General features: G+C 67.0%; 22 protein-coding genes. 17 read left to right on the top strand and 5 right to left on the bottom strand.

Going from position 1 to position 24507, the window contains the following annotated elements:
• The first annotated feature begins 3 nt into the window (after positions 1-3).
• From araD1 to ACFPO9_RS03440, 13 genes are all read left to right on the top strand, one after another.
• Positions 4-996 (top strand): AraD1 family protein, encoded by a 993-nt coding sequence (araD1, locus tag ACFPO9_RS03500; protein WP_379767121.1) that lies wholly within the window; start codon positions 4-6, stop codon positions 994-996.
• Positions 993-2585 carry an aldehyde dehydrogenase (NADP(+)) gene (locus ACFPO9_RS03495; protein WP_379767118.1) on the top strand — a complete coding sequence of 531 codons (1593 nt, stop codon included), beginning with the start codon at positions 993-995 and terminating at the stop codon, positions 2583-2585. The genes araD1 and ACFPO9_RS03495 overlap by 4 nt, the downstream gene beginning before the upstream one ends.
• Complete coding sequence (locus ACFPO9_RS03490) at positions 2582-3358, top strand: SDR family NAD(P)-dependent oxidoreductase (protein WP_379767115.1); 777 nt, start codon at positions 2582-2584, stop codon at positions 3356-3358. Before ACFPO9_RS03495 ends, ACFPO9_RS03490 begins: the two co-directional genes overlap by 4 nt.
• A gap of 62 nt (positions 3359-3420) precedes the next feature.
• Positions 3421-5325, top strand: coding sequence for a glycoside hydrolase family 97 protein (locus ACFPO9_RS03485; RefSeq protein WP_379767112.1), 1905 nt, complete (start codon positions 3421-3423; stop codon positions 5323-5325).
• A gap of 25 nt (positions 5326-5350) precedes the next feature.
• Positions 5351-6907, top strand: coding sequence for an alpha-N-arabinofuranosidase (locus tag ACFPO9_RS03480; RefSeq protein WP_379767110.1), 1557 nt, complete (start codon positions 5351-5353; stop codon positions 6905-6907).
• Positions 6908-6910: 3 nt separating this feature from the next.
• Positions 6911-7954 carry an arabinan endo-1,5-alpha-L-arabinosidase gene (locus tag ACFPO9_RS03475; protein ID WP_379767108.1) on the top strand — a complete coding sequence of 348 codons (1044 nt, stop codon included), beginning with the start codon at positions 6911-6913 and terminating at the stop codon, positions 7952-7954.
• Positions 7951-10314: a beta-L-arabinofuranosidase domain-containing protein gene (locus ACFPO9_RS03470; RefSeq protein WP_379767105.1), complete on the top strand. Its 2364-nt coding sequence runs from the start codon at positions 7951-7953 to the stop codon at positions 10312-10314. The genes ACFPO9_RS03475 and ACFPO9_RS03470 overlap by 4 nt, the downstream gene beginning before the upstream one ends.
• 93 nt (positions 10315-10407) lie before the next feature.
• Positions 10408-11376, top strand: a complete 969-nt coding sequence (locus ACFPO9_RS03465) for an ABC transporter substrate-binding protein (protein WP_379767102.1) — start codon at positions 10408-10410, stop codon at positions 11374-11376.
• 7 nt (positions 11377-11383) lie between these two features.
• Positions 11384-12913, top strand: a complete 1530-nt coding sequence (locus ACFPO9_RS03460) for a sugar ABC transporter ATP-binding protein (RefSeq protein ID WP_379767099.1) — start codon at positions 11384-11386, stop codon at positions 12911-12913.
• Positions 12910-13932 carry an ABC transporter permease gene (locus tag ACFPO9_RS03455; protein ID WP_379767096.1) on the top strand — a complete coding sequence of 341 codons (1023 nt, stop codon included), beginning with the start codon at positions 12910-12912 and terminating at the stop codon, positions 13930-13932. The genes ACFPO9_RS03460 and ACFPO9_RS03455 overlap by 4 nt, the downstream gene beginning before the upstream one ends.
• Positions 13929-14909 (top strand): galactofuranose ABC transporter, permease protein YjfF, encoded by a 981-nt coding sequence (yjfF, locus tag ACFPO9_RS03450; protein WP_379767093.1) that lies wholly within the window; start codon positions 13929-13931, stop codon positions 14907-14909. The genes ACFPO9_RS03455 and yjfF overlap by 4 nt, the downstream gene beginning before the upstream one ends.
• Positions 14910-14929: 20 nt before the next feature.
• Complete coding sequence (locus tag ACFPO9_RS03445; RefSeq protein WP_379767091.1) at positions 14930-15880, top strand: glycoside hydrolase family 43 protein; 951 nt, start codon at positions 14930-14932, stop codon at positions 15878-15880.
• 27 nt (positions 15881-15907) lie between these two features.
• A complete protein-coding gene (locus tag ACFPO9_RS03440; RefSeq protein WP_379767088.1) occupies positions 15908-16852 on the top strand; it encodes a LysR family transcriptional regulator in 945 nt (314 codons plus the stop codon).
• A gap of 20 nt (positions 16853-16872) precedes the next feature.
• Here ACFPO9_RS03440 and ACFPO9_RS03435 read toward each other — a convergent pair whose 3' ends face one another.
• The gene (locus ACFPO9_RS03435; protein ID WP_379767085.1) at positions 16873-17619 is read right to left on the bottom strand and encodes an SDR family oxidoreductase; all 747 of its coding nucleotides are present in this window, start codon (positions 17617-17619) and stop codon (positions 16873-16875) included.
• A gap of 114 nt (positions 17620-17733) precedes the next feature.
• Between ACFPO9_RS03435 and ACFPO9_RS03430 the strand changes: the two genes are divergently transcribed.
• A complete protein-coding gene (locus ACFPO9_RS03430; RefSeq protein WP_379767082.1) occupies positions 17734-18681 on the top strand; it encodes a LysR family transcriptional regulator in 948 nt (315 codons plus the stop codon).
• 145 nt (positions 18682-18826) lie between these two features.
• Here ACFPO9_RS03430 and ACFPO9_RS03425 read toward each other — a convergent pair whose 3' ends face one another.
• Positions 18827-19561, bottom strand: a complete 735-nt coding sequence (locus ACFPO9_RS03425) for an ABC transporter substrate-binding protein (protein ID WP_379767079.1) — start codon at positions 19559-19561, stop codon at positions 18827-18829.
• A gap of 94 nt (positions 19562-19655) precedes the next feature.
• Between ACFPO9_RS03425 and ACFPO9_RS03420 the strand changes: the two genes are divergently transcribed.
• The 3 genes from ACFPO9_RS03420 (at position 19656) to ACFPO9_RS03410 (ending at position 22018) form a co-directional block, all read left to right on the top strand.
• Positions 19656-20555, top strand: coding sequence for a LysR family transcriptional regulator (locus ACFPO9_RS03420; RefSeq protein WP_379767076.1), 900 nt, complete (start codon positions 19656-19658; stop codon positions 20553-20555).
• A 125-nt stretch (positions 20556-20680) separates the two neighbouring features.
• Positions 20681-21466 (top strand): dioxygenase family protein, encoded by a 786-nt coding sequence (locus ACFPO9_RS03415; protein ID WP_379767073.1) that lies wholly within the window; start codon positions 20681-20683, stop codon positions 21464-21466.
• A 117-nt stretch (positions 21467-21583) separates the two neighbouring features.
• The gene (locus ACFPO9_RS03410; RefSeq protein WP_379767070.1) at positions 21584-22018 is read left to right on the top strand and encodes a DoxX family protein; all 435 of its coding nucleotides are present in this window, start codon (positions 21584-21586) and stop codon (positions 22016-22018) included.
• On the opposite strand, the gene ACFPO9_RS03405 is transcribed toward ACFPO9_RS03410, so the two are convergent.
• The 3 genes from ACFPO9_RS03405 to ACFPO9_RS03395 are packed head-to-tail and all read right to left on the bottom strand — an operon-like array spanning position 22015 to position 24507.
• Positions 22015-22686 carry a hypothetical protein gene (locus ACFPO9_RS03405; RefSeq protein ID WP_379767067.1) on the bottom strand — a complete coding sequence of 224 codons (672 nt, stop codon included), beginning with the start codon at positions 22684-22686 and terminating at the stop codon, positions 22015-22017. The two genes, ACFPO9_RS03410 and ACFPO9_RS03405, sit on opposite strands and share 4 nt — an antisense overlap.
• A 2-nt stretch (positions 22687-22688) precedes the next feature.
• Positions 22689-23801, bottom strand: coding sequence for a hypothetical protein (locus ACFPO9_RS03400; RefSeq protein ID WP_379767064.1), 1113 nt, complete (start codon positions 23799-23801; stop codon positions 22689-22691).
• A 22-nt stretch (positions 23802-23823) separates the two neighbouring features.
• Complete coding sequence (locus ACFPO9_RS03395; RefSeq protein ID WP_379767061.1) at positions 23824-24507, bottom strand: toll/interleukin-1 receptor domain-containing protein; 684 nt, start codon at positions 24505-24507, stop codon at positions 23824-23826.

Raw genomic sequence — 24507 nt, 5'->3', positions numbered from 1 at the left:
CACATGCTGCTGATTCAATACACCACCGCTGCCGGCGCACGCCGCGTCGGCATCCTGACCGGCGACTCCGTCACCCCGATCCAGGGCTTCACCTCGACCCTGGAGCTGGCCAGGGCAGCCATCGCCCGTGGCCACAGCCTGGCGGCGCTGGCGGACGCCTCCGCCGGCGGCGATGCCGACGCCTTGGAAGCCATCCTCGCCGAAGGCCGCCTGCTGGCGCCGCTCGACCACCCGGATGCCGCGCACTGCTATGTGACCGGCACCGGCCTCACGCACCTGGGCAGCGCCGACACCCGCGACGCCATGCACAAGAAGATCGGCGGCGACGTCGAAGCCCTGTCGGACAGCATGAAGATGTTCCGCATGGGCGTCGAAGGCGGCAAGCCGCAGGGCGATACCCCGGGCGTGCAGCCGGAATGGTTCTATAAAGGCGACGGCTCCATCGTGCGCGCCAGCGGCCAGGCCATCGAGATGCCGGACTTCGCGCTGGACGGCGGCGAAGAACCGGAGATCGCCGGCCTGTATGTGATCGGCGAGGACGGACAGCCCTGGCGCCTCGGCTTCGCGCTGGGGAATGAATTCTCCGACCATGTGACCGAACGCCAGAACTACCTGTACCTGGCGCACTCGAAGCTGCGCAACTGCGGCGTCGGCCCGGCGCTGCTGGTCGGCGAGCTGCCGGCCCATGTCTCGGGCGTGTCGCGCATTCTAGGCACGGACGGCCAGGTGCGCTGGCAGAAAGCCTTCGTCTCCGGCGAACAGAACATGTCGCACACCATCGCCAACCTGGAGTACCACCATTTCAAGTACGGGCTGTTCACGCGCCCGGGCGACGTCCACATCCACTTCTTCGGCACCGCCACGCTGAGCTTCGCCGACAACGTGCAGGTCGCGGCCGGCGAGACTTTCGAGATCGCATCGCCGCAATTCGGCCCGGCCCTGCGCAACACGCTTGCCGTGACTCCCGACACCTACAAGAAAGTGAAAGCATTATGAGCAGCCTGACTGGCGAAGCACTCATCGGCGGCCGCGCGGAACAGGGCGCCGGCGGTTCCTTCAAAGCCTGGAACCCGTCCCAGCGCCAGCACCTGGAGCCGTCCTTCCACATGGTCGACCTGGCGCAGATCGACCGCGCCTGCAGCCTGGCGGGCGCCGCCTTCGACAGCTTCCGCAACACCACCGACCAGCAGCGTGCGGACTTCCTCGACGCCGTGGCCGAGCAGATCATGGCCATCGGCGACGAGCTGGTCGAGCGCGCGATGCTCGAGACCGGCCTGCCGCGCGCCCGCATCGAGGGCGAACGCGGGCGCACCTGCAATCAGCTGCGCTTGTTCGGGTCTCTGCTGCGCGAAGGTTCCTGGCAGGACCCGCGCATCGACCCGGCCCTGCCGGCGCGCACCCCGCCGCGCCCGGACCTGCGCAGCCGCCTGATCGGCGTCGGTCCGGTGGCCGTGTTCGCGGCCTCGAACTTCCCGCTGGCCTTTTCCGTGGCCGGCGGCGACACGGCGTCCGCCTTCGCAGCCGGCTGCCCGGTAGTGCTGAAGGCCCACTCGGCCCATCCCGGCACCTCGGAGCTGGTGGCGCGCGCCGTCGTCAAGGCGGTCGCGCAATGCGGCCTGCCGGCCGGGGTGTTCGCGCTGCTGACCGGCACCGGCCGCGACATCGGCCAGGCGCTGGTCGCGCATCCGGCCATCCAGGCGGTCGGCTTTACCGGCTCGCGCGCCGGCGGCACCTCGCTGATGTCGACCGCGGCCAACCGTCCGCAGCCGATCCCGGTGTATGCCGAAATGAGCAGCATTAACCCGGTCTTCCTGCTGCCGAACGCACTGAAAGCGGACGGCGAGCGGATCGGCAAGGAATTCGCGGCTTCGCTGGTGCTGGGTGTGGGGCAATTCTGCACCAACCCCGGCCTGGTGCTGGCAATCGAAGGCGAAGGCCTGGACGCGTTCTGCGCCGGCGCCACCGCGGCACTGGGCAACACCCAGCCGGCCACCATGCTCTCGGCCGGCATCGCAGCGAGCTTCCGCAGCGGCGTCGACGCGCTGCACGGCCATGACGCGGTGACGACCCTGCTGCGCCTGGAACACGAAGAGCACCAGGGACATGCGGCGCTGTTCCGCGTCTCCAGCAGCGACTTCCTGGCGCGCCGGGAACTGCATGACGAGATCTTCGGCCCGGCTTCGCTGCTGGTCGTCTGCAAGGACGCCGGCGACATGCGTGCCGTGGCCGAGCGCCTGGAAGGCCAGCTGACCGCGGCCCTGCACATGGTCGACGGCACCGACGACGTCGAGGCGGCGCGCACACTCCTGCCGACGCTGGAGCGCAAGGCCGGCCGCATCCTTGTCAACGGTTTCGGCACCGGCGTCGAAGTGGCGCATGCGATGGTCCACGGCGGCCCCTTCCCGGCGACCGCCGACGGCCGCAGCACTTCGGTCGGCACCGCCGCCATCTACCGCTTCCTGCGCCCGGTGTGCTACCAGAACCTGCCGCAATCCTTGCTGCCGGCCGTGCTGCGGGACGATAATCCGCGTGAGATCTGGCGCCGTATCGACGGGGCGATCGGTAAAGGCATGGAGAAGGTATGAGCAAGTCGGCAAAGTACGGCAGCCTCGAGGGCAAGCGGGTATTCGTGACGGGCGGCGGCAGCGGGATCGGCGAGGCGATCGTGGCCGCCTTCGTGGAGCAGGGCGCGGCGGTGGCCTTCGTCGACATCGTGCGCGACCCGAGTGAAGCCCTGGTGGCGCGCCTGTCCGCGGCGCTGCAGCCTGGCCGGACGGCACCGGTGTTCCGCTACTGCGACATCACCGATATCCCTGCGCTGCAGCAGACCATGGCCGAGCTGGCGGACTTGCTGGGCGACTTCGACGTCATCGTCAACAACGCCGCCAACGACCAGCGCCACCAGATCGGCGACGTCAGCGTCGGCTACTACGACGAGCGCATCGCCATCAACCAGCGCCCGATGTTTTTCACGGTGCAGGCGGCGCTGGAGGGCATGAAGCGGCGCGGCGGCGGCTCGGTGATCAACTTCAGTTCGATGTCCTACCACGCCAAGAACCCGGGCTACCCGATCTACGCCGCCACCAAGGCCGCGGTGACCGGCCTGACCCGCTGCCTGGCGCGCGACCTCGGGCCGTTCAACATCCGCGTGAACACCGTGACGCCGGGCTGGGTGATGACCCAGCGCCAGATCGAGCTGTGGCTGGACGAGAACGGCGAAGCCGAAATCCGCCGCGCGCAGTGCCTGCCGGGCAAGCTGATGTCCGAAGATATCGCGGCCATGGTGCTGTTCCTGGCGGCGGACGACAGCAGGATGTGTACGGCGCAGGATTTCGTGGTGGATGCGGGGTGGACTTGAGAGGGCTTTATCGGTTTCCAACCTGATGCCTCAAGACCGTCATTTCAGCCAGATCGCCGCTCATGATCAAACAAATCCCAGCTGTCCTTGCCCTTGCGGTCCATTCCGCATTTGCAGCTCCCCTCCAGAGCCCCGACCGCCACATCAGCGTCGAACTTCGCATCACTCCACAGAAAACGCTGGAATACGCCATCCAGCGCGACGGCCAGCCCGTCATCCTGCCGTCGCGCCTGGGCCTGCAGCTCGCCGGCGCCGACCTGGCGAACAAACTGAAGCTGACCGCCAGCTCGGCCGTCAAGCCCATCGCCGAAGACTACGAACTCGCCACCGGCAAGAAGCGCCGCATCAGCTACCGCGCGAACGAACAGGTCTACACGGTCCGCAACGCGAAAGGGCAGGCGATGGATGTCGCCTTCCGGGTCTCGAACGACGGCGTGGCGTTGCGCTACCTGGTGCGTGCGCCGGGCCGCCTGCGCTTCCTCAGCGAAGCCACCAGCTACCGCTTCGACAAGGCGGCGAAGGCCTGGCTGCAGCCGATGTCGGTCGCCCAGACCGGCTGGATGAACACCAATCCGTCCTACGAAGAACATTACCAGCGCGAGATCGCGGTCGGAACCAGGGCGCCGACCGCCGCCGGCTGGGTTTTTCCGGCGCTGTTCAAGACCGGCGACACCTGGGTCGCGCTGACCGAAGCGAACATGGACGGCAGCTGGCACGCTTCGCGCCTGCTAGCCGATTCCACCGGCGGCGAATACCGTCTCGGCACGCCGATGGCGCCCGAGGTCTTCACCGGCGGCGCCCTGCTGGCGGAAAGCAGCGGCCAGCTGACCTCGCCCTGGCGCGTGATCGCGCTGGGCAGCCTGGCGGCCGTGAGCGAATCGACGCTCGGCACCGACCTCGCCGCGCCGGCCATCGCCTTCGACAAGGCGAAAGTCGTCCCCGGCCACGCCTCCTGGAGCTGGGCGCTTCTGAAGGACGACGCCACCGTCTTCGAGGTGCAGAAGACCTTCATCGACTACGCCGCCGACATGCGCTGGGACTACACCCTGGTCGACGCCGACTGGGACCGCAAGATCGGTTATGACAAGATGCGCGAGCTGGCGGCCTATGCGGCGTCGAAGGGTATCGGCCTGCTGGCCTGGTACAACTCGTCCGGCGCCTGGAACAAGACGGAATACTCCCCGAAGGGCAAGCTGCTGACCCACGCCCAGCGCGCCGCGGAATTCGATCGCCTGGCGAAGATGGGCGTAAAGGGCGTGAAGATCGACTTCTTTGCCGGCGACGGCCAGTCGATGATCGCCTATTACACGGCGATCCTGCAGGACGCCGCGGACGCCGGCCTGCTGGTCAACTTCCATGGCGCGACCCTGCCGCGCGGCTGGGCGCGTACGTATCCGAACCTGATGAGCGCCGAAGCGGTGCGCGGCCTCGAATACACGACCTTCACCCAGGAAGACCAGGACGCCGTGGTGCGGCATGCCGCCATGCTGCCTTTCGCGCGCAACCTGTTCGACCCGATGGATTTCACGCCGATGGTGTTCGGCGACATCCCGAAGATCCACCGCGCCACCCGCAACGGCTTCGAGCTGGCGGAATCGGTGCTGTTCCTGTCCGGGATCCAGCACTTTGCCGAGACGCCGGAAGGCATGGCCGGCGTGCCCGCCTATGTGAAAAGCTTCCTGCAGACGCTGCCGCGCAGCTGGGACGAGGTCAGGTTCGTGGCCGGCTATCCGGGCCGCCACGCCGTCATCGCCAGGAAGAGCGGGGAGGCCTGGTACCTGGCCGGCATCAACGCCGACGATACCGACCTGAAGCTCGACCTCGACCTCGGCTTCCTGGCCGGCAGGGAAGGGCAGCTCATCACGGACGGCGCCGGCGAACGCGAATTCATGCAGGCCGCGTTCGGCGGCGGCCGGCAGCAGCTCACGATCAAGGCGCACGGCGGTTTCGTCGCCGTATTCAAATAATCAATCAATAAGAATGGAGACCCGCATGCCCTGCTTCAAACCTTCGATCCTCGCCCTCGGCATCCCGCTTTGCATTCTCACTGCGCTGCCGGCTTTCGCGCAGGTGAGCCTGACCGTCGACACGTCCCGGCCCGGCGCCGTGATCAACAAGAACGTCTACGGCCAGTTTGCCGAGCACCTGGGCACCGGCATCTACGAGGGCCTGTGGGTCGGCCCGGAATCGAAGATCCCGAATACAAAGGGCTGGCGCAAGGACGTGGTCGGCGCGCTGAAGGATTTGCACGTGCCGCTGCTGCGCTGGCCGGGCGGCTGCTTCGCCGACGAGTACCATTGGAAGGACGGCATCGGCCCGCGCGGCAAGCGCCCGGTGAAGGTGAACACCAACTGGGGCGGCGTCCCCGAGAACAATGCGGTCGGCACCCACGAATTCTTCGATCTGGTCGAGCTGCTGGGCGCGGACGCCTACGTCAACGGCAACCTGGGCACCGGCACGCCGCAGGAAATGGCCGAGTGGGTCGAGTACATGACCTCGGAAGGCAAGTCCAGCCTGGCCGAGCTGCGCGCGAAGAACGGCCATCCGCAGCCCTTCAAGGTCGCCTATTTCGCGATCGGTAACGAAGCCTGGGGCTGCGGCGGCAACATGAAGCCGGAGTACTACGCCAGCCTGTACAAGCACTACAAGACCTTCCTGAAGGCGCCGCCGAACGTGCTCCCGAAATTCATCGCGAGCGGCGGCAACGACAACGACAGCAGCTGGACCGAAACGCTGAGCCGCGAAGCCGCCCATGGCACCGACGGCATCAGCTTCCACTACTACACGCTGCCCACCGACAAATGGGAGAAGAAGGGCGCCGCCACCGGCTTCCCGGAAAGCGAATGGTTCTCGACCATGTCGAACACCCTGCGCATCGACGAGCACATCAAGCGCAACGTCGCGATCCTCGACAAGAACGACCCACAGAAGAAGATCGGCTTCTACGTCGACGAATGGGGCACCTGGTACGACGTCGAGCAGGGCACCAATCCGGGCTTCCTGTTCCAGCGTAACACCCTGCGCGACGCGGTGGTCGCCGCGCTCAACTTCAACATCTTCCATGCGCACGCGGACCGCGTCCGCATGACGAACATCGCGCAGATGGTCAACGTGCTGCAGGCGATGATCATCACCGACAAGGACAAGATGCTGCTGACGCCGACCTACTACGCCTACAAGATGTACGTGCCCTTCCAGGACGCGACCTCGCTGCCGCTCACCCTGGCCAACAACACGACCTACGGCGCGAACGGCAAGGGCGTGCCCGGCATCAGCGCCTCGGCAGCCCGCGCCAGGGATGGCAAGCTGTATGTCGCGCTCGTCAACACCAATCCGCATGAGGCGACCGACGTGACCCTCGATGTACCGGGCCAGGCCATCGGCAAGGTCGCCGGCCAGGTCCTGAGCGCGGAGGCCATGGACGCCCACAACACCTTCGACAGGCCGCAGGCCATCAAGCCGGCGCCGTTCAGCGCGCAAGCCGCCGGCGGCAAGCTGACCTTGAAGGTGCCGGCCAAGGCGGTGATGGTCTTTGCGGTGGAAGGCTGATTCATGGAGACGTCCGTAGGGTGGGCACCCCGTGCCCACGCGGCGATACGCGCCGTCTGCATTGCTGCGTTCGCGCTGTGCGGCACGGCAAACGCCGCCCAGGTCAGCATCCACGATCCGGTCATGGCAAAAGAGGGCAGCAAATACTACCTCTTCAGCACCGGCCCCGGCATCACCTTCTACAGCTCGGCCGACATGCAGAACTGGAAGCCGGAAGGCCGCATCTTCCCCGGCCAGCCGACGTGGGCAAAGAAAGCCGCCCCCACCTTCAACGACCACATCTGGGCGCCGGACATCCAGTACCACAACGGCCGCTACCTGCTGTACTACTCGGTGTCCGGCTTCGGCAAGAACACCTCGGGCATCGGCGTGACCAGCAACGCCACGCTCGACCCGCGCGCGCCCAACTACCGCTGGGAAGACCAGGGCATGATCCTGCAATCGGTGCCGGGCCGCGACCTGTGGAACGCGATCGACTCCAACGTCGCCGAAGACGAGAAGGGCAACGGCTGGATGTCCTTCGGCTCCTTCTGGACCGGCATCAAGCTGGTCAAGCTGGACTCCAGCTGGACCAAGCTGGCCGAACCTCAGGAATGGCACACCATCGCCCGCCGCGAACGCCCCGCCTTCACGCCGGACGAGGAGCCAGGCGCGGCCCAGATCGAAGGACCCTTCATCTTCAGGAAGAACGGCTGGTACTACCTGTTCGCGTCCTGGGGTCTGTGCTGCCAGGGACCGAAGAGCACCTACAAGGTCGTGGTCGGGCGTGCCAGGGACATCACCGGCCCCTACCTCGACCGCCAGGGCAAGGACATGGCGCTGGGCGGCGGCTCGCTGCTCATCGAAGGCGACAAGGACTGGAAAGCGCTGGGCCACAACAGTGCCTATACCTTAGCCGGGAAGGACTGGCTGGTGCTGCACGCCTACGAGACGGCGGACAAGTACAAGCAGAAGCTGAAGGTGCTGGAAATGAAGTGGGACAAGGATGGCTGGCCCGTCGTCGATCCCGCGGACCTGAACCGCTATGTGAGCAGACAACTTCCATGACACTGAAACGGATCGCAGCGCTGCTGCCGCAGTTACTCCTGGCATTCGGCTCTGCGTCCGCGAACGCCGCCGAGCTGTTCCCGCTGCGCGACGTGCGCCTGGGCCCCAGTCCCTTCCTCGACGCGCAGGCCACGGACCTGCACTACCTGATGGCGATGGAGCCGGACCGCCTGCTCGCGCCCTTTCTGCGCGAAGCGGGTATGGAACCGAAGAAGCCCAGCTACGGCAACTGGGAGTCGACGGGCCTGGACGGCCACATGGGCGGCCATTACCTGTCCGCACTCGCACTGATGGTTGCGTCGACCGGCGACGCCGGCGTCAAGGAACGCCTGGACTACTTCGTCGCGGAGCTGAAACGCGCGCAGCAGGCAAACGGCGACGGCTATCTCGGCGGCATCCCCGGCGGGCGTGCGGCCTGGCGCGACGTCGCCGCCGGCGAGCTCCACGCCGACAACTTCTCGGTCAACGGCAAGTGGGTCCCCTGGTACAACCTGCACAAGATCTACGCCGGCCTGCGCGATGCGTACCGTTACGGCGGCAGCGAGGATGCGCGCACGATGCTGATCGCGCTGTCCGACTGGGCGCTGCGCCTGACCGGCCATCTCAGCGACGAGCAGATGCAGTCCATGCTGAAGAGCGAGCACGGCGGCATGAACGAGGTGCTGGCCGACGTCTACCAGATGACGGGAGAGCGGAAATACCTGGACCTGGCGCTGAAGTTCTCGCACCAGGCCCTGTTGCAGCCGCTGGAGAAAGGCGAGGACAGGCTCACCGGCCTGCACGCCAACACCCAGATCCCGAAGGTGATCGGCTTCAAGCGCATCGCCGACCTGTCCGGTAACAGGGACATGGAACGCGCCGCCGAATTTTTCTGGCAGACCGTGGTCGAGCACCGCACGGTCGCCATTGGCGGCAACAGCGTCAAGGAGCACTTCCACGACGACAAAGACTTCAGCCCAATGATCAACGAGGTCGAAGGGCCGGAGACCTGCAACACCTACAACATGCTGAAGCTGAGCGAGATGCTGTTCGTGTCGAGCGAAAAGTCGCAGTATGCGGACTACTACGAACGGGCGCTGTACAACCACATCCTCGGGTCCCAGCGTCCGGGCACGGGCGGCTTCGTCTACTTCACGCCGATGCGCCCGAACCAGTACCGCGTGTATTCGCAGGTGGACCAGGCGATGTGGTGCTGCGTCGGCTCGGGCATCGAGAGCCATGCCAAGTACGGCGAGTTCATTTATGCCCACGATGGCGACGCGCTGTTCGTGAACCTGTTCATTCCTTCGACGCTGCAGTGGCGCGAGAAGGGCGTGCAGCTGACGCAGACCAACCGCTTCCCGGACCAGGCGGGCACCCGCATCACCGTCGAGGGCGACGCGCGCTTCACGATGAAAATCCGCTATCCGGCCTGGGTGGCTGCCGGCAAGCTGGCCGTGCGCGTGAATGGCCGCCTGGTGAAGATCGTCGCCAAACCTGGCGAATACGTCGCGATCGACCGCGCCTGGCGCAGGGGCGACCGCGTCGATGTCAACCTGCCGATGACGACGCGCCTCGAGCAGATGCCGGACAAGTCGAACTACTACGCCGTGCTGCATGGCCCGATCGTGCTGGCGGCGAAGACCAATCCCTTCCCGGCCGAGCGCCTGAACTTCCTGGCCGACGACTCGCGCATGGGGCATATCGCTTCGGGCCAGGTCTGTCCCCTGGAGTCGGCGCCGACTTTCGTCTCCGATCGGAAGGATTTCATGCGGCGGTTCAGGCCGGTGAAGGGCAAGCCGCTGACATTCACGGCGCCGGGACTGGTGCAGGGCGGGGCGGGGTCATCGACCGAGTTCATTCCCTTCTTCCGGCTGCACGATTCGCGCTACGTGGTGTACTGGCAGCAGTCGACGCCGGGCGATTTTGCGCGCATGCGGGCGGAGAATGCGGCCAAGGAAGCCGAACGGCTGGCGCTGGATGCGCAGACCATCGACCAGGTGGCGCCGGGGGAACAGCAGCCGGAGTCGGATCACTTCTTCAAGGGCGAGGGGGCGGAGGTCGGGGTGAACGGAGGGCGGCATTGGCGGCATGCGACCGGCTGGTTCAGTTATCGCTTGAACGATCCGAAGCAGGAGGCGAGGGTGCTGCGGCTGACGTTTGCGCGGGTGGATGGCGGGCGCAGGTTCGATATCCTGGTGAATGGCGCGCTGCTGGCGGAAATCGCGCTGCCGACCGACGTGGCGGACGAATTCTATACCCGCGACTATGCGTTGCCGGCGTCGCTCATGCAGAGCGCAAGCGGCAAGCTGGAGGTCCGCTTCGTCGCGAAAAAGGATTCGGTCGCCGGTGGCTTGTACGGCCTGCGACTGTTGCGCTGATACCAAAATCGCTATCATTAGTGACGAAAAATTGATTGGATCAGCATCACTCCATACCTTAGTATTGAGACACAACAATACCGGAGACAAGTGATGCCCCTCCCAATCCGCAGGACCATCCTGGCCGCGGTCGCCGCCGCCGCATGCGCCGCCGTGATCATCCCAGCCCAAGCCGCCAAGCCCCTGACCATCGGCTTCTCCCAGGTCGGCGCCGAAAGCGAATGGCGCACCGCGAACACAGCCTCGATCAAGGCCGCCGCCAAGCAGGCCGGCGTCAACCTGAAATTCGCCGACGCCCAGCAGCAGCAACAGAACCAGGTCAAGGCGATTCGCTCCTTCATCGCCCAGCGCGTGGACGTGATCGCGTTCTCGCCGGTGGTCGAAACCGGCTGGGAGACCGTGCTGCGCGAAGCGAAGAATGCAAAGATCCCGGTGATCCTGACCGACCGCTCGGTCAAGGTCAGCGATCCCTCGCTGTACGTCAGCTTCATCGGCTCCGACTTCGTCGAGGAAGGCCGCCGCGCCGGGCGCTGGCTGCTGGACTATGCGAAGAAGAACCCGAACAAGGCGCTCAACATCGTCGAGCTGCAGGGCACGGTCGGCTCGGCGCCCGCCACCGACCGCAAGACCGGTTTTGCCGAGGTCATTGCCGGCAATCCGAAGCTGAAGATCATCCGCTCGCAGACCGGCGACTTCACCCGCGCCAAGGGCAAGGAGGTGATGGAAGCCTTCCTGAAGTCCGAAGGCAAGAACATCAACGTGCTGTTTGCGCATAACGACGACATGGCCATCGGCGCGATCCAGGCGATCGAGGAAGCGGGGCTCAAGCCCGGCAAGGACATCGTGATCGTCTCGATCGACGGGGTGCGCGGCGCCTTCGAGGCCATGATGCAGGGGAAGCTCAACGTGACCGTCGAGTGCAATCCGCTGCTCGGGCCGACCCTGGTGCAGACCGCACAGAGCGTGGTCGCCGGCAAGCCGGTCCCCAAGCGCATCACGGTCGACGAGGGCGTGTTCCCGGCCGAAGCCGCGGCCAAGGAATTCCCGAACCGGAAATACTGAGCCGGCCATGGTCGACGCTCAACAGCCGGTGCTCGAACTCACCGGCATCCACAAGCAGTTCCCCGGGGTGAAGGCGCTGAACGAGGCCGGCCTGCGCCTGTTCCCGGGCGAAGTCCACACGCTGATGGGCCAGAACGGCGCCGGTAAATCCACGCTGATCAAGGTCCTCACCGGCGTCTACCGGCCCGACGGCGGCAGCATGGTCCTGAACGGCCGGGCGATCCGCCCGCGCTCCACGCAGGACGCGCAGGACCTGGGTATCAGCACGGTGTACCAGGAAGTGAATCTGTGTCCGAACCTGTCGGTGGCGGAAAACATCTTCATCGGACGTTATCCGCGCCGCTTCGGCATGGTCGACTGGCGCGCGATGCGCCGCCAGGCCGCCGAGCTACTGCGGCGCCTGCAGATCGGCGTCGACGTCGGCAAGCCGCTGGGCGAGTATCCGCTGGCGATCCAGCAGATGGTGGCGATCGCGCGCGCGCTCAACACGGACGCCCGCGTGCTGATCCTCGACGAGCCGACCTCCAGCCTCGACGAGGCCGAAGTCCAGACCCTGTTCGGCGTCCTGCGCCGCCTGCGCGAGGAGGGGATGGCGATCCTGTTCGTCACCCACTTCCTCGACCAGACCTATGCGATCTCGGACCGCATCACCGTGATGCGCAATGGCGAGCGCGAAGGCGAATACTTCTGCGCCGACTTGTCGCGGCTGGCGCTGGTGAACAAGATGATCGGCGCGGCGGAGGATGCCGAAGACGCAGGCGCTCAAGCGGCCGCCGGCCGGCAGGCGCAACGCGGCGATGTCTTCCTGCGCGCCCGCGGCATCGCGCGCAAGGGCGTGCTGGCGCCGGTCGATCTCGAGCTGCACCGCGGCGAGCTGCTGGGCCTTGCCGGCCTGCTGGGCTCCGGCCGCACCGAAACCGCGCGCCTGCTGTTCGGCGCCGACAGGGCCGACGGCGGCAGCATCGCGGTCGAGGGCAGGCAGGTCGGCCTGTCCACGCCGCGCGACGCCATCGCGCAGGGCATCGGCTTCTGTTCGGAAGACCGCAAGCACGAGGGCGCCATTCTGCCGCTGTCGGTGCGTGAAAACCTGATTCTCGCGCTGCAGGCGCGCGTTGGGCTCTGGCGCGCGATTCCCCTCAAGCGCCAGCAGCAGCTGGCCAACGATTACGTGGGCTGGCTGGGCATCAAGACCGCCAGCATCGAGACCCCCATCGGCTCGCTCTCCGGCGGCAACCAGCAGAAGGTGCTGCTGGCGCGCTGGCTGGCCACGGAGCCGAAGCTGATGATTCTCGACGAACCGACGCGCGGCATCGACGTGCGCGCCAAGCAGGAGATCATGGATTACGTCAGCAAGTTGTGCCGCAAGGGCATGTCGATCCTGTTCATCTCGTCCGAGCTGCCGGAAGTGCTGCGCGTGTCCGACCGCATGGTTGTCATGCGCGACCGCAAGGCCTGCGGCGAATACCGGCGCGGGGAGCTCGACGAAACTTCCGTGCTGCGGGCGATCGCGGGCGAGACCGCAGGGGAGGGTGCATGAACGCGCGCGTCGATCCCGGTATCGCCAAGCCGGCGGCAAGCCCCGCCGCCTCGGTTCGCACCGTCCTGCTGCAGCATCCTCTGCTGCGTCCCGCCGCCGCGCTGCTGGTGCTCCTGGTGCTGGACGCGATCCTGGTGCCCGGCTTCTTCCGCATCGAACTCAAGGATGGCCACCTGTACGGCGCCCTGGTCGATATCCTCAACCGCGCTGCCCCGCTGATGCTGGCGGCGCTGGGCATGACCCTGGTGATCGCCACGCGCGGCATCGACATCTCGGTGGGCGCGGTGGTCGCGCTGTCCGGCACCGTCGCCGCGATGCTGATCGGCGGCGCCACGGCCCATGCGCCGATGGGCATGGCGCTGGCGGCGGGCCTCGGCGTGGCGCTGCTGTGCGGGCTGTGGAACGGCGTGCTGGTGGCGGGCATCAAGCTGCAGCCCATCGTCGCCACGCTGATCCTGATGGTGGCGGGGCGCGGCCTGGCCCAGCTGCTGACCGACGGCCAGATCGTCACGGTCTACTACCAGCCTTTCTTCTTCCTGGGCAGCGGCTACCTGTTCGGACTGCCGTTCTCGCTGTTCGTGGTGGCCGCGGTGTTCGCGGTGACCATGCTGCTGATGAAGAAGACCGCGCTGGGCCTATTCATCCAGGCGGTCGGCATCAATCCGGTGGCGGCGCGCCTGGCCGGCCTGCGTACCGCCACGCTGATCGTCTTCGTCTACGTGTTCTGCAGCGCCTGCGCCGGCCTGGCGGGCATGCTGATCACCTCCAACATCAAGAGCGCGGACGCCAACAACGCCGGCCTGCTGCTGGAGCTGGACGCGATCCTGGCCGTCACGCTGGGCGGCACCTCGCTGCTAGGGGGCAAATTCAGCCTGGTGGGCAGCATGATCGGCGCGCTGATCATCCAGACGCTCACCTACACGATCTATTCGATGGGTGTGCCGCCCGAGGTGAACATGGTCGTCAAGGCGGTCGTCGTGTTCGTCGTCTGTATTTCGCAATCGAGGAGGTCCGCATGAGCAGCCTGGCAAGCAGCGCACGGGGACTCTCCGCCGCGCCCTGGTTCACGGCTATGGTGACGGTCGTCCTGCTGGCGGCCATGCTGGGCATCGGCGGGGCCGCCTATCCCGGCTTCCTGTCGCTGCAGGTGATCTTCAACCTGCTGATCGATAACGCTTTCCTGCTGGTGCTGGCGATCGGCATGGGCTTCGTGATCCTGCTGGGCGGGATCGACCTGTCGGTGGGCTCGGTGCTGGCCCTGTCGACCATGGTGGCGGCCTGGCTGCTGCAGACCGCGCACTGGCACCCGGCGCTGGTGATCGGCGCCGTGCTGCTGATGGGCGCCTGTTTCGGCGCCGCGCAGGGCCTGGTGATCCACCTGTTCAAACTGCAGCCCTTCATCGTGACCCTGGCTGGCATGTTCCTGGCGCGCGGGCTGTGCTACCTGATCAGCATCGAGTCGATCACCATCGACCAGCCCTTCTTCGTGGCGCTGTCCCAGACCCAGATTCCGGTCCTCGGCGGCTTCCTGTCGCCGGGCGCCATCGTCGCGCTGGTGGTGCTGCTGCTGGCGGTGTGGCTGGCCCATTTCACCGCCTTCGGCCGGGCCGTGTATGCGGTCGGCGGCAACGAGCAGTCGGCTGCGATGATGGGATTGAACGTCGGCCGTACCAAGGTGGCAGTGTATGCGCTGAGCGGCTTCTGCGCCGCGCTGGGCGGCCTGCTGTTTGCCTTCTACATGTTGTCCGGCTACGGCCTGCACGGGCAGGGCATCGAGCTGGATGCGATTGCCGCGGTGGTGATCGGCGGGACCCTGCTGACCGGCGGCTACGGCTATATCGCCGGGGCGCTGTCGGGCGTGCTGGTGCTGGGCGCGATCCAGACCCTGATCGCCTTCGACGGTACGCTCAGTTCGTGGTGGACCAAAATCGTGATCGGCGCACTGCTGTTCGTCTTCTGCGTCGTGCAGAGGCTGATGGGCGGGCGCGCCAAATAACTAAATCAATCGGAGACTCCATGCTGAAACATGCCCTGCCAGCCATCCTGGTGGCCGCGTCCGCGCTCGCCCAGGCCGCCAATCCCATCACCAGCAAGATCTACACCGCCGACCCGGCGGCCCTGGTCGACAACGGGCGCGTCTACCTGTACGTCGGCCATGACGAAGCAGCGGCCGGCGGCAAGGACTATCTGATGAACGAGTGGCGCGTGTTCTCCAGCTGCGACATGCAGAACTGGACCGAGCATCCGAATCCGGTGCCCTACACCGTGTTCAAATGGGCCGGACGCGACGCCTGGGCCAGCGATATCGCCAGGCGCAACGGCAAGTACTACCTCTACACCACGGTCGACCACAAGACCATCCCCGGCAAGGCGATCGGCGTGGCGGTGTCGAACAGCCCGGCCGGACCCTTCGTCGACGCGCGCGGCTCGGCCCTGGTCACCAACGACATGACCCACGAGACCCCGATCGCCTGGGACGACATCGATCCCGCCGTCTTCATCGACGACGACGGCCAGGCGTATCTCTATTGGGGCAACACCGTGATGAAGTACGCGAAGCTCAAGCCCAACATGATCGAGCTGGATGGGGCTATCCACACGGTGGGCCTGGAAGCCTTCACGGAGGCGTCCTACCTGCACAAGCATGCCGGCAAATACTACCTCTCGTATTCGCGCAAATTCCCGGAAGAGACGGTGTACATGACCGGCCCGAGCGCAACCGGTCCGTGGTCCTTCGGCGGCGTGATCATGGAGCAGAATTCGAACGTCAAGACGATCCACCAGGCGATCGTCGACTTCAACGGCAAGTCCTATATCTTCTACCACAACGGCAAATTGCCGGGCGGAGGCGAGTTCCGCCGCTCGGTGGCGGTCGAGGAGCTGCACTATGGCCCGGACGGCAAGATCCTGCCGGTGGCGCAGACCGCGCAGGGTCCGGCCGCCAATCCCTCGCCGGCATGCAAGTGATGCCTGCCAGAATGATATGATGTATTGATGGATACGCCCAACCCGAACTGGTTCCTCAAGGCGCGCCTCAAGACGCGCCAGCTCCTGCTGCTGATCGCACTCGACGATTACCGCAACATCCACCGCGCGGCCGACGAACTGCACATGACCCAGCCCGCCGCGTCCAAGCAGATCAAGGACCTGGAGGAGATGCTGGACGTGAAGCTGTTCGAGCGCCTGCCGCGCGGGATGGAACCGACCATCTACGGCGAGACCATGATCCGCCACGCGCGCATGGCCCTCACCAGCCTGGCGCTGGCGCACGACGACATCGTCACCCTGAAGGCCGGCCTGACCGGCCAGGCCGAAGTGGGGGTGATCATGACCCCGGCGATGGCCCTGCTGCCGCGCGCCATCGCGCGCGTGAAGGAAGAGGCGCCGCTGCTGCGGATCGGCGTGCAGCTCGAGGCCAGCAACGTCCTGCTCGACAAGCTCCAGCACGGCACGCTGGACTTCATGATCGGCCGCATCTTCGACACCATCGACACGACCGGCCTGATCTACGAAGAGCTGACCGAGGAGCCGGCCTGCGCGGTCGTGCGTCCCGGCCATCCGCTGCTGCAGGAAAACCGCGAGCTGGCGCTGAAGGACATCGCGCCGCTGCCCTGGATCCTGCCGCCGCACGGCAGCATCCTGCGCTACCGCTTCGACATGATGTTCCGCCGCGCGGGGCTGGAACCGCCGGCGAATGTGGTCGACACCACGGCCATGCTGATGATCACGGCGCTGCTGCAGCAGACCGATTCGCTGCACGTGATGCCGCTCGAGGTGGCGCAGTACTACGCTTCGCTGAACGTGATGCGCATCCTGCCCATCGAGCTGCCCTGCAAGATGGACGCCTTCGGCATCATCCGCCAGCGCGATCACTTGCTGTCGCCAGGCGCCGATCTGCTGCTGCGCGCGGTGCGGGCTGCGGCTGCCGAAATCTATTGAAGTCCCGCAGCATCGCAAGCTCAGGCCGCGAAGCCGCCGTCGATCAACAAGTCCGCGCCGGTCACGAAAGCCGCTTCCGCACTGGCCAGATAAGCCACCATCCCCGCGATTTCCTCGGCCTTGCCATGCCGCGGCAGCGCCATCAAGCCATGCAGGGACGCAGCGAAATCTCCCTGCGCCGGATTCATGTCGGTGTCCACCGGGCCCGGGCTGACGTTGTTGACGGTGATGCCGCGCCCGCCCAGGTCGCGCGCCAGGCCCTTCACCAGGCCGGTCAGGGCCGACTTGCTCATCGCGTAGACGGCGCCGCCGGCAAACGGCATGCGTTGGGCATTGGTGCTGCCGATGTTGATGATGCGGCCGCCGTCGCGCATGTGCGCCGCCGCAGCCTTTGCGGCGACGAACACGCCGCGCACGTTCACGGCCATGGTCTTGTCGAAGTCATCCAGCGAGAACTGGTCGACGGGACCCATCAGCAGTACGCCGGCGCTGTTCACCAGGATGTCGAGGCGGCCGAAACGCTCGGCCACGCTGTCGATGGCGCGGGTCAGCGCCGGCGCGTCCGAGGCGTCGGCCTTCAGGGCGATGGCCTTGCCGCCGCGCGCTTCGATCTCGGCGACCAGCGCTTCGGCGGCGATGGCCGAGGCGCCGTAGCCGATGGCGACCGTCGCGCCTTCGCTGGCCAGGCGGCGGGCAGTGGCGGCGCCGATGCCGCGTGAACCGCCGTTGATGAAGGCGACTTTGCCGGTGAGTGATGAGGTGTTCATGGTGTGTTTCCTTTCGTGGTGAAGAATCGGTAGCTGAAGTATCTGCCCCGCCGGATTGTCGCGGTAGTCATCAATCAGAAACAACAGCTATAACCACTGGTTTAGAATACGGGTATGCAGAATGAACTCAGCACCCACCTCGATGCCTTTGTCGCCTCGGCCGACGAGGGCAGCTTCTCGGCCGCCGCCCGGCGCCTGGGGATCACGCCGCCTGCCGTCAGCAAGAGCGTCGCGCGCCTGGAGGCCGGCCTCGGCGTGCGGCTGTTCCAGCGCAGTACGCGCAGCCTGAGCCTGACGGAAGAGGGCGAGCGCCTGTACCGGCAGGTGCGCGCACCCTGGATCGAGATCGGCGGCGCGCTGGCGGAACTGCAGCAGGGCGCGGGCAAACCGGCGGGCACGCTGAAGGTGGCCATGGCGCCGGCCGTGGGCCGCACCTATTTCGTGCCGATGCTGGAAACCTTCATGGAGCGCTATCCGGACATCGTGCCGGACCTGCATTTCGATAATCGCCAGGTCGACCTGATCGGCGAAGGCTACGACGTCGCCATCGGCGGCGGCATCGAGCTGACCGAAGGGCTGGTAGCGCGCGAGCTGGCGCAGGTGAGAATCGTGCTGGCCGCGGCGCCCCCCTATCTGGCGAAGCATGGCGCGCCGGCCGATCCGGCGGACCTGTCGCGCCATCGAGGCTTGCTGCGGCGTTCGCTGGCGGACGGCCGGCTGGTGCCGTGGATACTCAAGAACGGGGAGGGCGGCGAGGTCGTCGCGAACGTGAAGCCGGTGGCCGTGATGGACGATCCCGAGGCGCTGGGCCGGGCGGCGGCCTGTGGACTGGGCATCGCCATGCTGCCGCTGCCGCATGCGTTGCCCCTGCTGCAGAGCGGGGAGATCGTCCGCGTGCTGCCGGCCTGGTATGCCGAAACTCGCGCTCTATCGATCTATTATTCGAGCCGCAAGCTCTTGCCCGCCAAGCTGAGGGTCTTCGTCGACCATGTCGTCGCCGAAGCCAGGGCGCGGGCTTACGGGGACATCTTCCGTGCGACGATGGAAGCAGCGAACCCGTAAGATCGAGCCAGCCCGATCCCGGATCGTCAACAAGCAGCGCAGCAAGTGCGGCGAAACCAAGCATAAGCATGTGGCGCCGCGCCGGTTCACGTCGAGGCGCAAGCATCGCACCAGCCGTACCCGCACCCGGCGCAAGTAATCCCGGCTAGATGCTCGCCGGCGCCACCGAAGCGCCGGCAATCCCATGCCGCGCCAAGGCCGCAGCCACGAAACCGCTCGCCTTCATCGCTTCGACAAGGCGCGTCAGGAAAGCCGCCGCCTCCTCGCCGCGGCTCTTCGGCGTCCCCATCGCCTGCTGGATCACCATGAAGCGCCCATCGAGCAGGCGCAGGCCGCCGATGCGCAGCGCATCGGCTTCCAGCTGCTGTTTCACGCCGGCTGCCACCTCGGCCCCGTGTTCGATGAAGGTATCGACCACCGTCGGCGAAGTCGGCGAGCGGACGATCCGCGCCTGCTGCAGCGTGCGCGTCAGGTAAAGATCGTAGGCGCTGCCCTTGCCGACCACCACGCGGTTGGCGGCGCGGTCGACTTCCTCGTTGGCGCCGATGGGCGAGTCTTCCTTCACCAGGTAGCAGCCCTCGATCAGCACATAGGCCGCGGTAAAAGCAATGCTGGCGCCGCGCAGCGGGTCGATCGCGAAGAAACCGATGTCGGCCCCCTCCGAGGCCACCAGGTCCACCGACTTGCCGGCCGCATCGACCACCATCAGTTCCAGCTCGGCGCCCAGCACCCGCGCGAACTCGCGCGCCAGGTCGACGGACACGCCGCGCGCGCCGCCGGCCTCGTCGCTCGATGCGAGGATGGGGTTGCCGAGGTTGATGGCGGCGCGCAGCTTGCCGGTCGGGGTGAAGGCGGCGAGGATGGCGGCGGTGGGTGTCATGGTCCTTATCATATAGAGAATTCCAGCGATCGTGATCGCCTTCCTGCGAGACAATCATCGTAGAATGGGCATGGTTGTTCCAATTCCCGAGACGATGGATAAATTCCAGGAAATGAAAGTCTTCGCCGCCGTGATCGATGCCGGCAGCTTTACCGGCGCCGCCCGGGCGCTGGACATGTCGAAGGCGGCGGTGTCGCGCTACGTGGCCGAGCTGGAGGAGCGGCTGGGGCTGCGCCTGCTGCACCGTACCACGCGCAAGCTCTCGCCGACGACCGAAGGCGAGATCTTCCATGCCCGCTGCCGCGAGCTGCTCGACAACCTCGACCAGGCCGAGGCCGAGATCACATCGCGAAGCGGCGAGGCCAGCGGCATGCTGAAGGCCAACGTCCCGGTCACCTTCGGCCTGATGCACCTGGCGCCGCTGTGGCCGGCGCTGCTGGCGCGCCACCCCGGCCTGGCGTTGGACGTCACCCTGTCAGACCGCGTGGCCGACCTGGTCGAGGAGGGCTACGACCTGGCGGTGCGCATCGGGCAGCTGCCGGCCTCTTCCCTCATCAGCCGCAAGCTGGCCTCGACCCGGCTGGTGCCGTGCGCGTCGCCGGCCTACCTGCAGGCGCGCGGCGAGCCGGCGCACCCGCGCGAGCTGGCGGCCCACGATGTCATCTCCTACAGCCTGTTCGCCAGCGGCGAGAACTGGACCTTCACCGGCCCGGAAGGCGAGGTGACGGTGAAGGTCGCGCCGCGCATGCGCACCAACAGCGGCGACACCTGCCGCGCCGCGGCCCTGCAGCACCAGGGCATCATCCTCCAGCCCAGCTTCATGGTCGGCGCCGACCTGGTGCAGGGCACGCTCAAGGAGATCCTGCCCGGCTACCGCTCGATCGAGCTGGGCATCCATGCCGTCTACCCGTCGCGGAAATTCCTGTCGCCGAAGGTGCGCGTGCTGATCGATTTCCTGGTCGAGGTATTCGCGGTGCCGTCCTGGGGCAACTAGGGAAGATTGTTCCACTATACGAGACAGTCTGGCCCATCCAGCCGTGTTTATTCCGAACTTCGGAAAGCCTAAGATGGCAGCATGTTGATGCGGCCTTCGCCGCTCCGAATGAACGAGGTACCGACATGGCCACGCTTCCCACTCTCTTTGTTTCGCATGGCTCGCCCATGCTGGCGCTGCAGGACAGTCCCGCGCGCCGCTTCCTGCAGGCGCTCGGCAAGACCCTGCCGCGTCCGAAGGCGATCGTCGTCGTCTCCGCGCATTGGGAAACCAGCGGCGGCCCGGCGGTGAGCCTGGCGCCGCAGCCCGCCACCATCCACGACTTCGGCGGCTTTCCGCGCGCCCTGTTCGAGATGCGCTATCCGGCGCCGGGCGCGCCTGACGCCGCCGAACGCGCCGCCGCGCTGCTGGAAGCGGCCGGTGTCCCCGTCGGCCGCAGCGCGGACCGTGGCCTCGACCACGGCGCCTGGGTGCCGCTGCGCCTGATGTATCCGGATGCGGACATTCCGGTGGCCCAGCTGTCGGTGGTGCGCGGCGCCGGCCCGGCCGTGCACGAGCGGATCGGGCAAGCGCTGGTGGCCCTGCGCGAAGAAGGCGTGCTGGTGCTGGCTTCGGGCTCGCTGACGCACAACCTGTATGAGTTCCGCGGGCAGAGTGTGGATGCCCCGGTGCCGGACTGGGTCAGCGGCTTCGAGGCGTGGATGAAGGCGCGCCTGGAAAGCAGCGACCGCGCCGCGCTGCTGGACTACCGCGAGGCCGCGCCTTTCGCGGTCCGCAACCATCCGACCGACGAGCACCTGCTGCCGCTGTTCGTGGCGATGGGCGCGGCCGGTCCAGACGCCAGGATCACGCAGCTGCACGCGAGTTTCGAACATGGCATCCTGGCCATGGACGCCTACGCATTTGACTAAAAAGCAGCAGCCGCGTGCCGTCCTCGAGAATCTGGGTGTACCGTTCAGCTACCGCGAGAACGTCGACGGCCACGCACCCATCCGGACAATCAACCCGAACAAGCACAAGGAGTTCTCATGCAAACGACCGACGCAACCCAGGCGATCCTGCAACCGGCGGAGGATTACGGCAAGCTGCTGCTGCGCGCCGTCCTCGCCATCATGCTGCTGTTCCACGGCTACTCGAAACTCACGGGCGGCATCGGCTTCATCACCGGCGTCGTCGAAAAAGCCGGCCTGCCGGGCGTTTTCGCCTACGGCGTCTACATCGGCGAAGTCGTCGCGCCGCTCCTGATCCTGGTCGGCCTGTTCACGCGGCCGGCGGCCCTGGTGGTGGCGATCAACATGGTCGTGGCCCTGCTGCTGGTGCACACCAGGCAGTTCTTCACCCTGAACGAGCAGGGCGGCTGGGCGCTCGAGCTGCAGGGCATGTATCTGGCGGGCGCCATCGCGGTGGCTTTGCTGGGTGCGGGCTGCTACAGCATGGGCGGCAGGGACGGCCGCTTCAACTAGCCGCAGGCCGCGCACAGCCAGCGGGCCAGTGAGCCCGGAGCCTCGTCGCGCCGCAGCCTGCCCTGGTCATCGAGCGTCAGCATGGCCGGCAAGGCCTGCGCCGGAGAGGCGGCGCTGTCCGCGCGCCGCGCCGGCAGATGCAGCACCGTCCGTCCGGGCGCCGCCAGGTAACGCATAACCACGTCGAAGGTGCCGCCGGGCTGCCGCCCGGCGCTGGTGTCGCCGTCCCACACGGCCACCAACAGGCCGGCCCTGGCGGCGAGGTAGTCGCCCAGCCGCACATAGGGCGCGGCGCCGTCAAGCGGGCCGCCATCCGCGGGCACCTCGAACACCGCCTGCGCGCGGCCGCGCAGTGGCAGGTAGCTGTCGCGGAAGCTTGTGGCCCCCGGCTGTTCCTGGCTCGCGATGTAGGCCGCTTCCGGCATCGGCAGCGGCGCCAGCAGGCGTACGCGCCCGGCGCCGAGCCGCGCCTGCAAGGCCAGCACCTGCTCCGCGAACAGCTGGTCGGCGCCGGCCGCCAGCGGCGACAGGCAATCCAGCGGCGCCGCCTGCGCAAGCGCTTCGAGCGCGCTTGCGAGCTGCGCGCGCAGCCGCGCGAAATCGTCCGCATGCAGCGCGCGGTGGCCGCTGACCGCGATCACGAGCGGCGATGGTGTCAGGGTAGCCATGCTCAGCCCAGGTGGTACATGCCTTTTTCGCCGAACAGGCGGTGCCACTCATGGACTTCGGACATCAGCAGTTCCATCAGCTTGGCCAGGTGTTCCTGGACCTCGGCGATGCCGGCGTCGCGCCCGAGCGGCGTGTTCAGCCAGGCGTCCAGGCGGTGCGCCATCGAGCCGTAGGACGTGCTCAGGCGCTCCGATTCCTCCTGCGCGGTGAAGCCCTGCAGCGAGGCGGCAAAGGCCGGCACGCCGGTCGAGATCATGGTCAGCGCCGGCGCATGCCACACCAGGTGGCCCATCACCGCCGCGATGGTGGCCGCGAAGCCGGTCAGCGATATCCCGTGGACGCGGTGCACGATCGCCTGTTCCTCCTGCGTGCGGCGGCAGTGGTAGCGCAACTGCTGGCGCGCGAGCTGGCGCGCATACTCGAGCGCGGTCAGGGTGTAGGTCCACTCGTCGTCGCGGCAGACACGGTCGAGCTGCGCCAGCAAGTCGGCGCGCACCTGGCGCCGTTCGCGCTCGTCCGCGGCCGCGCGCGCATCCACGCTGGCGTGATGGTGGCCGGACAGGGCCGCCAGGTGCGGCGGCAGGACCGTATCCTCGGCATCGAGCTCCTTGTGCGCGCCGCCGTGCAGCCAGAGCGGCGCGCTGTCCCGGTCCAGCGCCACCAGTACCGGCAGGCAGCGCAGGAATTCCGCATGAAAGCGCAGCCCCAGCCAGTGCTCGTGCCAGTTGACGCGGTGGGCGTTGCGGAAGGTGAGGAAAAGCACCACCAGCGTGCCCAGCTCCGCCACCGATACCACCAGGCGCAGGGTCTCCGAAGTGGAAGCAACACCCCATGCCGCCAGCAGCACCGCCAGCGCCGCGCAGGCGTACAGCACCGTGTAGGCGTCGCGCGCACAGCCGCCGATGCGCTGCGCCAGCGTGTCGGACTCGATCAGGGCGCCGGTCAGGCGCTGCAGCAGGGAAGAGCCGATCAGGCGTCCGAGCAGGGCCTGGCTGCTGTCCTGGGACGGCGCGTCAGGAAGATCGTGCGCCTGCCAGCCAGTCAGCAGGAGGCGCTTGCGGAGGAAATTGCGGATGCGGCCGGCGCTGCGGCAGCGGATGGCGGAGTCGGACATGGATGGACTGCGGTTGACGTTCTTAGTTGGGCTGGGCGCTGAAGCGGCTCAGGAAGTGCTTGCGCTCGGCGGCATCGTCGATCTCCAGCGCCACCGCGGCGATCACGTCCTGGCGGCTGCGGCCGGGCAGGGCCGCGCGCTTGACCAGCTGGCGCGCGATCGGGCCGAGGATGCGGGCCAGTTCGAGGGCGACGGGTTCCTGCTCGGCCGGCTGCAGCGAAGGCGCGGCGATCTGGATGGGGGCGGCAGCGGCCGGCACCACGATGGGCGCGGACGGCGCCGGCGCCACGTGCTCAGGCGGATGCGCGCCCAGCACGGCGGTCACTGAATGCTGGAGCTCCGCCAGGCTGGCGTCGAGGTCGCGGCCGAAGGCGTCCAGCCAGTGCTGGGTGCTGATGAAATACTCGAGACTCTTGGAGGGCGCCACCGCTTCGATACGGAAGGGCAGGATGGTCAGGCCCTTGTTCACCGCGCGCTCGACTTCGCGCCGCACCTGCGGCGAATTGTTGGAGCTGGACGAGAAGATCAGCAGCAGGATGCGGCACTGGTCCATGCCGTTGATGATCGCTTCCGCCCAGTCCTCGCTGGGCCGGATGTCGCGCGGCGCCACCCAGCAACGCACGCCGGCGCGTTCCAGGCAGTGGCAGATGGCGTCGGCGTGGCTCTTGTCGACATGGGAGTGGCTGAGGAAGACGTCGTAGGCCAT

This window comes from Massilia aerilata, from assembly GCF_042656905.1.
In the GTDB taxonomy this organism is placed as follows: Bacteria; Pseudomonadota; Gammaproteobacteria; order Burkholderiales; family Burkholderiaceae_D; genus Telluria; species Telluria aerilata.
The sequence above is the reverse complement of the archived record's forward strand: the minus strand, read 5'-3'. Positions and strand labels throughout refer to the sequence as shown.